At 66.0% G+C, this 15,430-nt stretch carries 13 protein-coding genes and 1 pseudogene; 6 read left to right on the top strand and 8 right to left on the bottom strand.

All coding sequences use genetic code 11. The features are described from left to right. Nucleotides 1-116: 116 nt before the first annotated feature. The 5 genes from GC150_09895 to GC150_09915 all read right to left on the bottom strand — a co-directional run bounded on the left by GC150_09895 (nucleotide 117) and on the right by GC150_09915 (nucleotide 4,974). Complete coding sequence (locus GC150_09895) at nucleotides 117-1,730, bottom strand: citramalate synthase (protein MBI1385211.1); 1,614 nt, start codon at nucleotides 1,728-1,730, stop codon at nucleotides 117-119. Between the two features lie 20 nt (nucleotides 1,731-1,750). Further along, nucleotides 1,751-2,200: a hypothetical protein gene (locus GC150_09900; protein MBI1385212.1), complete on the bottom strand. Its 450-nt coding sequence runs from the start codon at nucleotides 2,198-2,200 to the stop codon at nucleotides 1,751-1,753. A 44-nt stretch (nucleotides 2,201-2,244) separates the two neighbouring features. Continuing rightward, nucleotides 2,245-2,637 (bottom strand): GFA family protein, encoded by a 393-nt coding sequence (locus GC150_09905; protein MBI1385213.1) that lies wholly within the window; start codon nucleotides 2,635-2,637, stop codon nucleotides 2,245-2,247. A gap of 113 nt (nucleotides 2,638-2,750) precedes the next feature. Next, a complete protein-coding gene (locus GC150_09910) occupies nucleotides 2,751-4,151 on the bottom strand; it encodes a cysteine--tRNA ligase (protein ID MBI1385214.1) in 1,401 nt (466 codons plus the stop codon). A 40-nt stretch (nucleotides 4,152-4,191) separates the two neighbouring features. Then, nucleotides 4,192-4,974: a hypothetical protein gene (locus tag GC150_09915; GenBank protein ID MBI1385215.1), complete on the bottom strand. Its 783-nt coding sequence runs from the start codon at nucleotides 4,972-4,974 to the stop codon at nucleotides 4,192-4,194. A gap of 158 nt (nucleotides 4,975-5,132) precedes the next feature. On the opposite strand from GC150_09915, the gene GC150_09920 reads away from it, so the two are divergent. From GC150_09920 to GC150_09930, 3 genes are all read left to right on the top strand, one after another. Continuing rightward, nucleotides 5,133-6,530, top strand: coding sequence for a DUF2865 domain-containing protein (locus GC150_09920; GenBank protein ID MBI1385216.1), 1,398 nt, complete (start codon nucleotides 5,133-5,135; stop codon nucleotides 6,528-6,530). Between the two features lie 193 nt (nucleotides 6,531-6,723). Then, on the top strand, nucleotides 6,724-7,287 hold the full coding sequence (locus tag GC150_09925) for a GNAT family N-acetyltransferase (GenBank protein MBI1385217.1): 564 nt from the start codon (nucleotides 6,724-6,726) through the stop codon (nucleotides 7,285-7,287). Between the two features lie 175 nt (nucleotides 7,288-7,462). Further along, a complete protein-coding gene (locus tag GC150_09930) occupies nucleotides 7,463-8,086 on the top strand; it encodes a trimeric intracellular cation channel family protein (GenBank protein MBI1385218.1) in 624 nt (207 codons plus the stop codon). Nucleotides 8,087-8,158: 72 nt separating this feature from the next. Here GC150_09930 and GC150_09935 read toward each other — a convergent pair whose 3' ends face one another. The 3 genes from GC150_09935 to GC150_09945 all read right to left on the bottom strand — a co-directional run bounded on the left by GC150_09935 (nucleotide 8,159) and on the right by GC150_09945 (nucleotide 12,584). Then, nucleotides 8,159-9,823: an NAD+ synthase gene (locus tag GC150_09935; protein MBI1385219.1), complete on the bottom strand. Its 1,665-nt coding sequence runs from the start codon at nucleotides 9,821-9,823 to the stop codon at nucleotides 8,159-8,161. Nucleotides 9,824-9,853: 30 nt separating this feature from the next. After that, nucleotides 9,854-11,035, bottom strand: coding sequence for a hypothetical protein (locus GC150_09940; GenBank protein MBI1385220.1), 1,182 nt, complete (start codon nucleotides 11,033-11,035; stop codon nucleotides 9,854-9,856). Nucleotides 11,036-11,186: 151 nt separating this feature from the next. Then, nucleotides 11,187-12,584: a 3-deoxy-7-phosphoheptulonate synthase class II gene (locus tag GC150_09945; GenBank protein MBI1385221.1), complete on the bottom strand. Its 1,398-nt coding sequence runs from the start codon at nucleotides 12,582-12,584 to the stop codon at nucleotides 11,187-11,189. Between the two features lie 193 nt (nucleotides 12,585-12,777). Between GC150_09945 and GC150_09950 the strand changes: the two are divergent. From GC150_09950 to GC150_09960, 3 genes and pseudogenes are all read left to right on the top strand, one after another. After that, nucleotides 12,778-13,665 (top strand): annotated as a pseudogene (locus GC150_09950) (hypothetical protein). Between the two features lie 383 nt (nucleotides 13,666-14,048). Then, nucleotides 14,049-14,348 (top strand): hypothetical protein, encoded by a 300-nt coding sequence (locus GC150_09955; protein MBI1385222.1) that lies wholly within the window; start codon nucleotides 14,049-14,051, stop codon nucleotides 14,346-14,348. Then, nucleotides 14,293-15,069 (top strand): hypothetical protein, encoded by a 777-nt coding sequence (locus tag GC150_09960; GenBank protein MBI1385223.1) that lies wholly within the window; start codon nucleotides 14,293-14,295, stop codon nucleotides 15,067-15,069. Before GC150_09955 ends, GC150_09960 begins: the two co-directional genes overlap by 56 nt. The last annotated feature ends 361 nt before the right edge of the window (nucleotides 15,070-15,430 follow it).

The raw sequence follows: 15,430 nt of genomic DNA on the forward strand, positions 1-15,430 counted from the left end.
TCCAAGACAATTGGTGTCGCCCATCCTAGAACCGGCAGCAGAACAGCCGACAAGGATACCAGGCAGAACGCTAGTAGGCGCTTGGACATGATCATTTGGATTTGCGCACCAGTGCGTCACCCCGCCGCCGGGGCGCCGTCCCGGGCGAGCTTGTAGACGATCGAGTCGACGAGCGCCTCGAAGCTCGCATCGACGATGTTGGGCGAGACGCCGACCGTGAACCAGCGCGCGCCCGTGGCATTGTCGCGGCTCTCGACGAGCACCCGCGTCACCGCCTCCGTGCCACCCGTCAGGATGCGCACCTTGTAGTCGACCAGTTCGACGTCGCGGATGTAATCCTGATAGCGCCCGAGATCCTTGCGCAAGGCCTGGTCGAGCGCGTTGACCGGGCCGTTGCCCTCGGCGACCGACCAGAGCGGGTCATCGTCCTCGTCGAGGATCACCCGGACCGAGGCTTCCGAGACGGTGATCAATTCGCCCTTGGCGTTGTGGCGCTTTTCCACCATGACGCGGAAGGATTCGACGGAAAAATAGTTCGGCAGATCGCCGAGCATGCGCTTGGCCAAGAGCTCGAAGGAGGCTGCCGCCCCCTCGTAGGCATAGCCGATCGCCTCGCGCGTCTTGACCTCCTGGAACAATCCCTCGAGGCGCGGATCGTCCTTTTCGAGCACGATGCCGATATCGGCGAGCGCGGAGAGGATATTGGATTTTCCCGCCTGATCGCCGACCAGAACACGCCGCCGGTTGCCGACGCGCGCCGGATCGACGTGCTCGTAGGTCTCCGGGTTCTTGATGATCGCGGAGGCGTGGATGCCGGCCTTGGTCGCGAACGCACTCTCGCCGACGTAGGGCGCCTGGCGGGCCGGAGCGCGGTTGAGGATTTCATCGAGGAGGCGGCTCGCATGGGTGATGCGCGTCAAGCGCTCCGGCGTCACGCCGATCTCGAAGCGGTCGGCATAATGGGATTTGAGGAGCAGCGTCGGGATGAGCGACATGAGGTTGGCATTGCCGCAGCGCTCGCCGAGCCCGTTCATCGCCCCCTGGATCTGGCGTGCGCCCGCATCGACGGCGGCGAGCGTATTGGCAACGGCGTTCTCGGTATCATTGTGGGTATGGATCCCGAGATTTGCTCCGGGGATCGTGCGCGTCACGGCCGCGACGATCTCGGCGACCTCGTGCGGCAGGGTGCCGCCGTTGGTGTCGCACAGCACAGCCCAGCGCGCGCCGGCATCGATGGCGGTCCGGGCGCAGGCGAGCGCATAGTCCGGGTTCGCCTTGTAGCCGTCGAAGAAATGCTCGCAGTCGATCATCGCCTCGCGGCCGGTCGCAACGATCGCGGCGACCGATTGCCGGATGCCCTCGAGGTTCTCCTCGTTGGTCGTTCCGAGCGCGACGCGGACATGGAAATCCCAGGACTTGGCGACGAGGCAGACGGCATCGGCCTCGGCCTGCAGCACCGCCTGCAGGCCCGGATCGTTGGCCGCTGAACGCCCCGCCCGTTTCGTCATGCCGAAGGCGGTGAGACGGGCGCGGGTCAGCCCCGGAGGATTGGAGAAGAACTCGGTGTCGGTGCCGTTCGCGCCCGGATAGCCGCCCTCGATGTAATCGACGCCGAGCGCATCGAGGGTTTCCGCGATCAGCCGCTTGTCCTCGACGGAGAAGTCGACGCCGCTCGTCTGGGCCCCGTCGCGCAGGGTCGTGTCGAAGAGATAGAGGCGTTCCTTGGTCATGTCGCGTCCGTGCATATCACTCATTGCGGTCCGTCGCGCCCGCCGTCCGGGGCAAGGCCAGGGCCGGGGGGAGTGGGAGAGAGGTCGCTGCCGAACGCGATGATGTGCCCATCCGGGTCGCGCACGTCGAAATCGCGCATGCCATAGGGCATGTCACCGATCTCGCGATGAATTATGACGCCGTCGTTCTTAAGCTCGCGATAAAGCGCGTCGGCGTCGGCCACATAGACGTAGGCCGCCCACCATTGGTTGACCGGGACCGGTCCGGCCCGCGAGCGATCGAGGGCGAGCGTCACAGGGCCACGCTGAACGATGGCGAAGTCGCCGGGCGCATCGGCTCGCTCGCTCCATATGCCGTGACTGACGAACCCCAGCTTCTCGCCGTAGAACGCGATGCTCGCTTCCAAGCTGGCAACCTGAAGAACCGTCATCGCGCGAATGAACTGACCCGGAGTGGTGGATTGCGGCATGGCTGCCTCGTCATGTGAACCGGCCACCAGAGGGCCGCCAAACGTCAGGCGGGCCCGGCCGGCTCGCCCGACCAGGTCTCGGTGTCGCGGTCCGGATGCTGATGCGAGATCAGGCCTTCCAGGAACGGGGCCGCGGCGACATCGTCCATCGTTTGGCGCTCGGGCAAGGTGCAGAGCGCATCCGCCCAGGCGCGCTTGCCTTCGCCACCGAATGCAACGGTCGGCGGAAATGCGTCCGGGTCGTCGAAGGTGACGACGGCAAGGGCGAGCCCATCCGGCGCATCGTAGGCGAGCGGGGTGCCGCACCCGGCACAGAAACCCCGACGCGCCGCGTTCGAGGATTGGAACCAGGCGGGTGCCCCGCGCGTCCAGGTGACATCGCAGCCGCGCACGCTGACGAGTGCGAGGGCGTGGCAGGCCGACGCCTTCTGGCACATCCGGCAGTGGCAGACGGAGCTTTCCCCCGGCCGGCCGGTGACACGAAAGCGCACGGCGCCGCACTGGCAGCCGCCGGAATGGCTCCCTTCGGGATGCAGCGCGCCAGGATCGCTCACGAGGCGACCTCCCACGTAGTGCCGGCCGGGCCGTCCTTGATGGCGATGCCCATGGCGGCGAGTTCGTCGCGGATGCGGTCGGCGGCAGCGAAGTCGCGCGCCTTGCGGGCGGCAGTGCGAGCCGCGATCAGAGCCTCGATTTTTTCGGCATCGACGGCGGATGCGGGCGGCGCGAGGCGAATGTCGTCGCGCGTTTGCCCGCCGTAAAGGCCCATGAAGACGAGGGTTGCGCGCAATTCGGCGGCGCGCTCCGCGTTCCCCCTGCGGGCCGACTTGGCGATGCCGTGCAGGATGGAAATCGCACTCGGTGTATTGAGATCGTCGGCGAGGGCGGCAAGCACCTCTGCGTTCGGCGTGCCGTCGGCCGGCGCGCTGGCGCAGATGTCGGCGAAGTCCGCAAGCGTGGCGCGCGCCTGGGAAAGGCGCTCGACGGTCCAGTCGAGCGGCTGGCGGTAGTGGGTCTGGAGCATCGCGAGGCGCAGCGCCAGCCCGTGCCAGCGGGTGCCGCCGAAGCTCTCGCCTTCGACCATCTCGTGGACGGTGACGAAATTGCCGAGCGACTTCGACATCTTTTCCCCCTCGACCTGGAGGAAGCCGTTGTGCATCCAAACACGCGCCATGGTGTCGGTGCCGTGGGCCCCGCAGGACTGCGCGATCTCGTTCTCGTGGTGGGGAAAGACGAGATCGATGCCGCCGCCGTGGATGTCGAAGACCTTGCCGAGATGGCGGCCGGCCATGGCCGAGCACTCGATGTGCCAGCCGGGACGGCCGGGCCGCGCGATGCCGGCAGGCGAGGGCCAGGAGGGCTCGTGCGCCTCGGACGGCTTCCAGAGGACGAAGTCCATCGCGTCGCGCTTATAGGGCGCGACCTCGACGCGGGCGCCCGCCTCCATCTCCTCGAGGCTGCGGTTGGAGAGTCGACCGTAACTCGCCATGGAGGGGACGTGAAAGAGCACGTGGTCCTCGGCGACGTAGGCATGGCCTCGCGCAATGAGGTCCTCGATGAGCGCTTTCATCTCCTCGATGTGGCCTGTCGCGCGCGGTTCGACCGTCGGCTCGAGCACACCGAGGTGGGCAATGTCGGCGTGGAACTGGGCGGCCGTGCGCGCCGTCAGCTCGAAGATCGTGGTGCCTTCGTCGCGGGCGCGATCGTTGATCTTGTCCTCGACGTCGGTGATGTTGCGGGCATAGGTGACGTGTTCCGCCCCGTAGACGTGCCGCAGCAGACGGAACAGCAGATCGAAGACGATGATCGGGCGGGCATTGCCGATGTGGGCATAGTCGTAAACGGTCGGGCCGCAGACGTACATGCGCACGTTGCCGGCATCGATCGGCTCGAAACGCTCCTTGCGCCGCGTCAGCGTGTTGTAAAGCTGCAGCTCCAACGCCCGGCTCATGGGGCCAGTCCTTTCATTCTCGATCGCCCGTCGGGGCGGCTCAGACGAATTTCGCCTCGATGCGGCCGAGCACACCGAAGTCGGCAACCAACTCCTCGCCGACCGCCACGAAGCGCACGCCCGTGCAGGTACCCGTCGCGATGAGGTCGCCGGCCCTCAGATGGCGGGCGTGGCGGGCGAGTTCGGCGACAGTGAACTCGAGGGCCGCGAGTGGGTGGCCGAGCGCCAGCGCACCCGTGCCACGCGCAACCGAGGCCCCAGCGACGAAAAGCTCGACGGGCGCGGCCGCCAAATCGATGCCGCGCCAGTCGGAGACCGCCTCGCCGATCACCAGCGCTCCATTGAGGCCGCAGTCGGCGATCGCCAACGGCGCGTTGCCCTTCGGGATCGCCTCATAGCGCGGGCTGACCAGTTCGAACGCCGGAACGACGGCATCGACCGCCTCGGCGATCTCGGCCCGGCCATAGCCGCCCGGGCGAATCGGCAGGTCGTGGCCGATGCGCAGGCAGAATTCGGCCTCGATGCAATAGTGATGAAACGCACGATGGTCCAACTGAACCGGCGAAAGGTGGACACCACTGGAAAAAATCGGACCGAGGAACGGCGTGTCGATGGCAAAGAGCTGCATGGCAGCTTCGTTCGTCGCGCCGACCTTCCAGCCGACCACGGGCTCGGCCCAGGCCTCGATGAACGCCTTCTGCACGCGGTAGCCATCGGCGACCGTCGCCGGTCGGGCGCCCTCGGGCAGCGTTTCGATCCGGCGCACCGTGCGACGAGCCTCCAGGAGGGCGGCCATCGCCCGAGAGACTTGATCTTCCTGCATGATCCTACCACTTCTTGCCGATAGCGAGAGGCAAACCAGCTCCCCCGGGGCCGGCGAGGCCGAACGAACGGACACCGGACCGCGCCGGATCACCAGCGGCTCGTGCCTTGGCCGGCCAGTCCGGCAGGTGACGGCCTTGGCTCTGGCATCTACATTCCATGTTGGCAAGACCAAGGGCTGCCCGAATTCGCTCGCGATTGCGCTATAGTCATGGTTGCTTGCGAGCGATGCGCATCAAGAGAGAGGTTGCCCCGCGCATGAGAGGCCAGCAGCGCACCACAGGCGCCGAACCCATGCCCTCACAGGCTTTGCGTGAGCGTCGGCCCGTTCGCGCTCGCCGGCGTTGGCTGGCGCTCGCCGGCTTGCTTGCGGGTGTGCTCGCCTCCGGCGGAGCGGCGAATGCCCAGACGGGCTTCGACACGAACGCACCCCAGCGCCAGCTCTCGGACCGCGAGCGCCATTGTCTGCGCCTCGAGCGCGAGATGGTCACCATCCGACAACTGCAGTCGCAGGGCCAGGAGTCGCTGCCCAAGCTCTATGCCGAACAGCGCCAGCTCGAGCGGGCCTTCAACAAGGGCCAGAGCGACCTCGAGCGCGCGGATTGCTTCGAGTTCTTCATCTTCTCGCGCGAACTTCGACGCACGCCCCGCTGCCTCAGGATCGCTCAGGCACACGACGAGACCCGGCGCCGGCTCGAGGCGGTCAACCGCGATATCGAATCGATCCGCGACGCACGTTCCGGCTCGGCCGATCGGCGGCGCCAGCAGCTCATCAACGAACTCGCTCGCAATGGCTGCGGGCAGGTCTACCAGCAGCAGGCGCGCCAAGTGCGTCAGCCCTCGTTCAACCCCTTCGGGGCGCTGTTCGGGCGCGACGGCGGCGGCTTCTTCGGCGGCGGCAACGACTACTACGACAATGCGCCGCGCACGCTGGCGCCCGAAACCGGCATCCTCGCCGACGCCACCTACCGTACGATGTGCGTCAGGCTCTGCGATGGCTACTATTTCCCGGTCAGCTTCCAGACCCTGCCGAACCGCTTCGGCAATGACACGGAGGTCTGTCAGTCGCGCTGTGCGGCGCCGGCGCAGCTCTTCGTCTACCGAAACCCGGGCGGTGAGGTCGAGCAGATGATCTCGCTCGACGGGCGGCCCTACTCGGAACTCGAGACCGCCTTCGTCTACCGCAAACAGGTGGTGAATGGCTGCTCGTGCAGTCAGGCGCTCTACGACCCCGAACAGGTCGCGAGCACGAAGATCGACACCGCACGCAGCGGATCACGAACCGCGGCCCGCACCAACCAATCGCCGGCCCCCAATTACGTCAATCCGCTCGGTCCGGGGCCGGTCGAACCGCAATCCTCCGATGAAGCGGCCGCCGCCCCGCAAGGTGACGAGGACACGGCGCCACCGACTGGCGTGGTCACCGAGGAACTGCCGTCCTACGGGCTCGACCAGCAGGACCCCGACAGCGTCACCATCGTCCCTCTCGAACCGCTCGAGGGCACCGAGGAGACCGACGTGCCAGTGCGCCCCCGGGCACCGGGGACCGCCGGTTAGTGTGACGAGCGCAGCTCGCCGCGTCGACAACATGCCGCACTTGCACTGCCTCCAGATGATCCGGCGATCGTTCGAGCCGTCGATGCGGCTTGTGGGTCACGTTCGCCCGGCATAGGATTTCGCGTGGTCGCCGTTCTGGCCGGGGTGGGCCCCCGCGCCGAGGCTGGCAGCCCGATGCAGACGGCGAGGGGGCATGAGCGGGCGGCGCGACAGCAACTCCGGAAGCGGCAAAACCACGCCCGGCGCACGCGTGCTCGAACTCGCCACCACCCGCGCCATCACCGAGGACGATATAGCCGAGGTCCACAACCTGCATATCACCGCGTTCACCAAACTGGGCGGTGCCCTTCACGACGCCGAACACACCGAGGCGTTCGCTGCCCACGTCAACACGCCGGCCTACACCGATCAGCTCATGCAGGCGGACGTCTGGGGGGTCTGGCTGGACAAATCACTGCTTGCCACCGGCGGCTGGACACCGGGGGACGATCAGGGCAAGTCGGCACGGATCGCCTTCGTGTTCGTCAACCCCGTCTTCAGCCGATTGGGCATCGGGCGCACGGCGGTCGAAGGGGCGGAGCGGCGCGCGGCGGCGGCCGGCTTTCACTCATACTCCGTGCGAGCGACACTCAACACGGTTCCGATCTTCGAGCGGCTCGGCTACGCGGTCACCTCGCGCGGCGTCACACCGCTGCTCGGCGGTATCGACATGCCGGTCGTCTTCATGCGCAAGGAGGGAACCGGCGCGCGTCGCTAGTCGGCGGCCGGTAGGGGCCAGCGCTCGGGGCAATCCGGTCGGGTCGGCGACGCGCGTGCCGTGCACGACCAGGACCGCGAAAATCGAATTCCGTCGACCAGTTTGCGACCTGCCGCATGCCGCGGCACATCGGATCATTACGGCCCGCTTCTCCCATGCTCGACAGGACCGCTCGATGAACGCACTCGTCCTTCTCGATTATGCCGGCGTTGCCCTCTTTGCTGCGACCGGGGCCCTCTCTGCCTCGCGCAAGCAGCTCGACATAATGGGTTTCGTCTTTCTCGCCACGCTGACCGGCATCGGCGGCGGCACCGCGCGCGATCTGATCCTCGGCGTCCCGGTCTTCTGGGTCGAGGAGCATCTTTACATTGCGGTCTGCGCGGTGGCGGCGATCGGCACCTATTTCGCGGCGCATCTGCTCGAGTCGCGCTACCGGTGGTTGCTATGGCTGGATGCGATCGCGATCGCCGCCTATGGCGTCCTCGGAGCCCACAAGGGGCTCGAGGTAACCGGTTCGCCCATGGTGGCCGTCGTCATGGGCATGCTGACCGGAACGCTCGGTGGCATTCTGCGGGATGTGGTGGCGAACGAACCCTCCATCATACTGCGGAAGGAAATTTACGTTTCGGCGGTCGTCGCGGGTGCCACCGTGTTCGCCGTCGCTCAAGTGGCGGGTCTGCCCCTCATGGTTTCCGCCGGCGCCGGCTTTTTCCTCGCTTTTGTAATTCGCAGCGGAGCAATCATCTTCGGCTGGAAGTTGCCTCAGTACAAGTCGCGACCTGGACGACTTCACCCTTGATTTTCATCTCTGGCCCCGGCAACGCCAATGGCGCGTTGCGCGTGGTCCGAGGTCACCGCGTCGCTCGCTGGCTCAATCCAGACGCTCGCGAAAGCGGTTGGTGATCGGGTAGCGGCGCTCACGCCCGAAGTTGCGGCGGGAAATCTTGACGCCGGGAGCCGCCTGCCGGCGCTTGTATTCGGCGAGATCGAGGAGGCGGGCGACCTTGGCGACGACCTCGGGTGCATGCCCCCGGGCGACGACGTCGGCGAGCGATAATTCCTCCTCAACCAGCGCCCGCAGGATGTCGTCGAGCTGCTCGTAGGGCGGCAGGCTGTCCTCGTCCTTCTGGTTCTCACGCAGTTCCGCCGTCGGCGGCCGCGTGATGATCCGCTCCGGGATGACCTCGCCCGCCGGCCCCCGCCCTCCCCTCGGCACCATGCGGTTGCGCAGGCGCGCGAGGCGAAAAACCTCCGTCTTGTAGAGGTCCTTGATCGGGTTGAATCCCCCGTTCATGTCGCCATAGAGGGTGGCATAGCCGACCGCCACCTCGGACTTGTTGCCCGTCGTCACCAGCATCGAGCCGAGCTTGTTGGAGACCGCCATGAGCAGCGTGCCACGCACGCGCGATTGCAGGTTCTCCTCCGTCACGTCCGGCGCGCGGCCGGCAAAGAGCGGGGCGAGCGTGGCGCCGAATGCCTCGACCGGGCCGGCGATCGGCAGGGCGTCGTAGCGGACCCCGAGCGCCTCGGCGCAGGCGGCGGCATCCTCGATGCTCTCGCGCGCGGTGTAGCGATAGGGCAGCATCAGGCAGTGCACGCGGTCCGGTCCGAGCGCATCGACCGCGATCGCCGCCGTCAGCGCGCTGTCGATGCCGCCGGAAAGCCCGAGGACGACGCCCGGAAAGCCGTTCTTGGCGACATAATCGGCAAGCCCGAGGACGCAGGCGCGATAAACCTCCTCATCCTCCTCGCCGGCCAGCGCCCGCCCCCCGGTCGCCGCCCGCCACCCTCCCGCCTCGCGCTTCATGCGCACGATCTCGATCGCGCTCTCGAAGGTCGGCATCTGGACGGCGAGCGAGCAGTCCGCATTGAGCACGAAGGAGGCGCCGTCGAAGACCAATTCGTCCTGGCCACCGACCTGGTTCAGATAGAGGAGCGGAAGGCCACATTCGGTGACGCGAGCGACGGCGACGTTCGTGCGTTCGTCGCTCTTGCCCCGGTCGTAGGGCGAGCCGTTGGGCACGATCAGAAACTCGCTGCCGGTCTCTTCCAGGCATTCGACGACGTCGCTGCTCCAGATGTCCTCGCAGATCGGCACGCCGATCCGCACGCCACGAAAGCTGATCGGCCCCGGCATCGGGCCGGGCGTGAATATGCGCTTTTCATCGAAGACGCCGTAATTCGGCAGGTCGACCTTGTGCCGGACACCGACGAGGGCGCCGCCGTCGATCAGCGCGGCGGAGTTGTAGACGTCGCCGCCCTCACGCCAGATCGTGCCGATCAGCACGCCGGGGCCGCCATCGCCGGTCTCGGCGGTGAGCGCTTCGATCGCGGCCCGGGCGGCCGCCGAGAAGGCCGGGCGTAGGGCGAGATCCTCGGGCGGATAGCCAGTGAGGAAGAGCTCGGGGAGGACGAGGAGATCGGCGCCGCCAGCTGCGGCCTGCGCCCGAGCGCGGCGGGCGAGGGCGAGGTTGCCATCGATGTCGCCCAGCGTCGGATCGAGCTGGGCCAGCGCAATCGAAAGGGTGTCGGTCATGGCGGCACGCTAAGCACGACGAGGGCGAAATCACAACCGTCCGCGCGGGGTCGCTCCACCTTGCGGCGGGCGGTCGGTGCCGGCCAAGGAGCGGGTGCCCCGGCGCTCCTCCCGGGTGCGCGAGACCGCCGCTTCCGGCAGCTCGGGCCGGGCGCCGCGCGCGCCGCGAGGTGACGCGGCCGGGGGCCGACCCCCGCTTCGTGCGGGCGGCCGAGCATCGCCGGCGGGGCCGGCCGCCTGCGCGCTCGCGGTGCGGCGCGGACCGCGCACGCGCGTGCCGCCGTTCGGCGACCAGCGCAGGAGTTCGTAGGTTTCCTCATAGGACCGCACGCGATGCGCCCAGCCATCTACGATGACGTAGCGCCATTCGAGCTGGAGGGTACGGGCGAGGTCGACGGGTTTGATCGCGTTGAGTTCTTCGGACCAGCCCTCCATGAACTGGTCGATGATATCGAGCACCTCGCGGCGATCGAAGGCGGACCAGTCCTGCGGCAGGATGGTCGCCATTTCACGGTCGAACACGACCTCACGGACCGCGGACGGCGGCAGGACGCCGCGCCGCACCAGGTCGACGACGGCATCGAGGAAGCCGAGTTGGACGAGCCCCGAGCAGATGTAGGCATTCGGCGCCTTGTAGCCCCGCCGCCGCCGGCTCTCAAGGGCGGCCTTGCGCCCACGAATGCCGCTCGCGACGGTGAACGAGGCACGGTCGAGCAGGCTGCGCAGGATCGAGAACACCGTGCGGTAGCTGTAATCGGCCTTGATCGAGTTGAGCAGCCGGCCGCGAACGCGCTTTTGCACCTCGTCGTTGAACCAGGCCTCGGGGCGCTGGCCGGACGCGACATGGTGGATGCGGGGAATGGAGCGAAACCGCTTGATGGCGACGACGGAGGCGCGGTCGTTGAGGTATTCGGCGAGGTTGGTGAGATCGACGCCCTTCGTCCCGGCCTCGATGATGAAGGTGCCGTCGAACTCGGCTTCACGGTGAGGGACCAGAAAGACGAGGCCGGCGTGCGAGAACTGGCTCTTCGTCAACCGACGGATGGCCCACGAAAAGAGGCTGCCGTGGCGGCGCGAGAGCAAAACGTCGGCACGCTCGAGATGATGGCCGGCCAGGAAATCGGCGACCGGCATCGGCCAATCCGGGGCCTCGCCCGCCGCCTCGGTTCTCGAATAGCGCTCCGGCGTCAGCCGCTTTTCGCCCACACGCATCGCTCGCGCCCTTCGATCACCCGCCCGGCATGGAAAACAGTATCCTAACCGTTGGCCGATTTGTGGGCATTAAGCGCGTCCGTCCGCCGCCAGGGGTCCGGGGTCCGCCGGCCGGCCACGTTCATCGGACGTGGCCGGCGAGCCTCCTCGTTCAGGCGGCGCCGCTGGCCGCCACGGCCAACTCGTCGTCGCGCTCCTTCTGCAGGCGTTCGGCGATGAGGAAGGCGAGTTCGAGGGCCTGATCGGCGTTGAGGCGGGGATCGCAATGCGTGTGATAGCGGTCCGAGAGATCGGCCTCGAGCACCGGCGAGGCGCCGCCCGTGCATTCCGTGACGTCCTTGCCCGTCATCTCGACATGCACGCCACCCGGATGCGTTCCCTCGGCGCGGTGCACGTCGAAGAACTGCTGCACCTCGCGCAGGATGCGATCGAAGGGCCGGGTCTTGTAGCCGGTGTTCGAGGAAAGCGTGTTGCCGTGCATCGGGTCGCACGACCAGACCACCGTGCGCCCAGCGCGTTCCACCGCCCGGATGAGCCCCGGCAGGTGCTGCTCGACCTTGTCCGCGCCGAAGCGGCAGATGAGCGTCAGGCGGCCGGGCTCGTCGTCCGGGTTGAGGATGTCGATCAGCTTCAGGAGACCGTCCGGCTCGAGGCTCGGCCCGCACTTGAGCCCGATCGGGTTGCGGATGCCGCGGAAATACTCGACGTGGGCGTGATCGGGCTGGCGGGTGCGGTCGCCGATCCAGACGAGGTGGCCCGAAGTCGCGTACCATTCGCCGGTGGTCGAATCGACGCGGGTCATCGCCTGCTCGTAGCCGAGCAGCAGCGCCTCGTGCGACGTATAGAGGTTGGTCGAGCGCAATTCCGGCGTGCGCTCGGCGGTGATGCCGCAAGCCCGCATGAAGCGCAGCGCATCGGAGATGCGGTCGGCGAGTTGCTGATAGCGCTCACCCGCCGGGCTGCCCTTGAGGAAGCCGAGGTTCCACTGGTGCACGCGTTCGAGATCGGCAAAGCCGCCGGTCGCGAAGGCCCGCAGCAGGTTGAGCGTCGCGGCCGACTGGCGGTAGGCCTTGAGCTGGCGCGTCGGATCGGGCAGCCGCGATGCCGCATCGAAGGCCGGACCGTTGATGATGTCGCCGCGATAGCTCGGCAGCTCGATGCCGTCCTTCTTCTCGTTGGGCGAGGAGCGCGGCTTGGCGAACTGGCCGGCGATGCGCCCGACCTTGACCACGGGCGAGCCGCCCGCATAGGTCAGCACGACCGCCATCTGGAGGAAGACGCGGAAGAAATCGCGGATGTTGTCGGCGCCGTGCTCGGCGAAGCTCTCGGCGCAGTCGCCACCCTGGAGGAGGAAGGCGCGGCCGGCGGCGACGTCCGCGAGCTGGCGCTTGAGGGCGCGGGCCTCACCTGCAAAAACGAGCGGCGGAAAGGTCGCGAGCGTTGCCTCGACGTCGGCGAGCGCGGCGGCGTCCGGATAGTCCGGCACCTGCACGATCGGCTTTTTCCGCCAGCTCTCGGGCGACCAATCCTTGACCTTGCCTTTGGCCATGTCGTGTCCTTCCGTACATCCGGGCCGTGCCGCATCGCAGGCACCGGGTTCTCCACAGGCATTCCTGGTGCGGGCTTATAGGGCAATCGCGCCGCGATGGCCAGAAAAGGCGCGCGGGTCGCGATGCCCGCGAGGGGGCCTGCATCGGGTGGGCGGACTTGCCGGGCGGAGCCGGCCGGTCCATCCTCCTGGCATGCCGATATGCGAGGCCGATCCCTGGCGTCTGCAATACTTCGCGGGCATCGCGTGCCCCGACGACGTCCTCATCCCGACCGAGGACGCCGACGCCTGGCGCTGGAATCCGGCCCACCGCTGGGTCTACGACAAGTTGCGCGTCGCCGAGAGCCAGGGGTTCGTCTGCGGCCCGCACGGGCTCGAGCCGCCGGCCTATCCGGTGTTCTCCAAGCCGATCGTCAATTTGCGCGGCATGAGCGTCGGCTCGCGCGTCCTGCGCAGCGCGCGCGAGTACCGTGCCCGCCAGCGGCCGGGGCATTTCTGGATGCCGCTGCTCGAGGGTGAGCACGTCTCCAGCGACGTGGTGATCGAGGCGGGCCGGCCCCGCTGGTGGCGCCATGCGGTCGGCTTGCCGCTGGCGGGCGGGCGCTTCGACTACTGGACGGTGCATGGGCAGGCCCGGCCCGGGCTCGAGGATTATTGCTCCCGATGGCTCGCCGCGCACCTCGGCGACTATACGGGGATGGTCAATCTCGAGACGATCGGCGGGCGGATCATCGAAGTACACCTGCGCTTTGCCGACCAATGGCCGGACCTTTATGGCGGGCGGGGCTGGGTCGAGGCCTTGATCGGCCTCTATGCCAGCGGCCGGTGGTGCCTCGAAGAGGGCGAGCGGCGGGACGGCTACAGTCTCGCCCTCTTCGGCGAGCACGGGCGGCGCTACCGGCATCCGCCGCAGGCCTTGACGAATTCGATCCTCGAAGCGCCCGGCATTTCGAGCGTGCAGATCACCTTTCACGAGGAGCAGCCCGCGCGCTGGCACGCGATGCCTTCGGGAGGCTTTCGCCTCGCCATCGTCAACTGCTGGGACCTGGCGGCCGGGCAACTCGCGCGGGCGCGCCTTGCCGCGCACTTCGACGCGGCCGCGAGCGTAGCTGCTCCACGACGCGGCCGGCGGGCGGCGAGCCATCAGGAGTGATGGGGGGGGGGGTGGTGGGCTTGGAAAACCTGTGGTCATGCCTCCGGCACCATTGACCCGCAAATTAATCTGCTGCAACCTCATTCGAATCTCTGAAAATAACTACGTATGATTGGAACCCAACAACCACATGCGCATTTTCGTTCCCGAACCAGAAATAGGCGAACTCGACGGGTTCAACCCAGAACTTGACATTTTCAATCGAGTCGAACTCGGGCGCAACCTCACCAGACTTATTTCATCCGTCCGTGATTCCATGGTAGTTGCAATAGATTCCGAATGGGGGGAGCGGAAAAACGGTATTTCTAAAAATGTGGGCCGGCGAACTCCGCAAGAGGGGCTTGCCAGTAATATATTTTGATGCGTTTGCAAACGACTTTCAAGCCGATGCGTTTGTCGCGCTCGCAAGCGAAGTTGTTTCCCTAGCCAAGGAACACAAAATTCAAAACACACCTGCATACAAGAAATACTACAAACACGCAGTTGATACAGGTAAAGTGTTGCTGCGCTCCAGCGCCAAAGTCGGCGTCAGGCTAGCCACATTGGGAGCGGTCGATGTGGTTGACGCAGGAGAGCTTGCAAAAAAAAATGTCCTCTGCAATTGCAGATGAGGCCACAACCTTGACCGAAAAATATATTGAGACCTTATTGGTGGAGGCGGAGCAACAAAAGATTACCCTTCAATCCTTTCGGGAAGCGTTGTCATCCTTGGCGCCAGCACTCTCGAATGAAACCGAGCATGATCCCGCCGACCTCAAACCTTTAGTTTTCATCATCGATGAACTGGATCGATGCACCCCTCCCTTCGCGCTTGCATTGCTCGAGAGAATAAAGCATGTGCTTTCGGTCCCCAACGTGCAATTCGTCTTGGGCGCGCACCTGGCGCAGCTACGGACCAGCGTGCGCGCGACCTATGGAGGGGACATCGATGCCACAACTTATCTGCAGAAGTTCATTCACGTGACAGTTCCGCTATTCGATGCGAGCGAGCACAAGAGAAACTCCGCGATCAGGAAGTATGCCAGATATCTGGCTTGCAACCTTGAATTTCCCGGTCATCATCGGGACAATTCGGAGCATATTCTTGATCTCCTGGATCTGTACGCCCAACACTCCACCTTGACGTTGCGGGACCTGGACAGATTATACACAATAATTGCACTTTCGTTTTCGATCGCCGACAATAGCACTATGTTCTGCCCACCGCTCGTTGCCGGACTCACCATTCTTAAGCTGAAACATCCAGAGCTCTACAAAAAAGGCAAAGACGGGCACGCTAGAGTACAGCGAAGTTGCCCCCATCCTTCACCTCGACCACGCGCCACGAAGTGACGAAACAAAGCACACATTGGATTGGAGCAAGAAATACTGGCGCTACGCAACCGACGCGAACGCACCAAGCGATTTGATTTCGGAAATGTCAAGGTTTTTTTATCGATTTTCACACCCCGACAGATTCAGTCTTGTGCGTTATCATGCAAATCACCTGATCGATTGTTTCCAGTCACAGTGACAATAAGCAGCCGCTTCAGCCAAAATGAGTTGGCAGCGCACTGAACGACCGGGCACATCCCTGACAATTTGGACCGACAGCATCCCTGACACTGCTAGGCGTCTTCCTTAGCCGGTTCCGGCGCCGAGCGCAGCCGCGCACGCGGCGGAGCGAAGCGGTGGAACCGGCCAACGCGATCGA

Source organism: Hyphomicrobiales bacterium, assembly GCA_016125495.1.
Taxonomy (GTDB): domain Bacteria; phylum Pseudomonadota; class Alphaproteobacteria; order Rhizobiales; family RI-29; genus RI-29.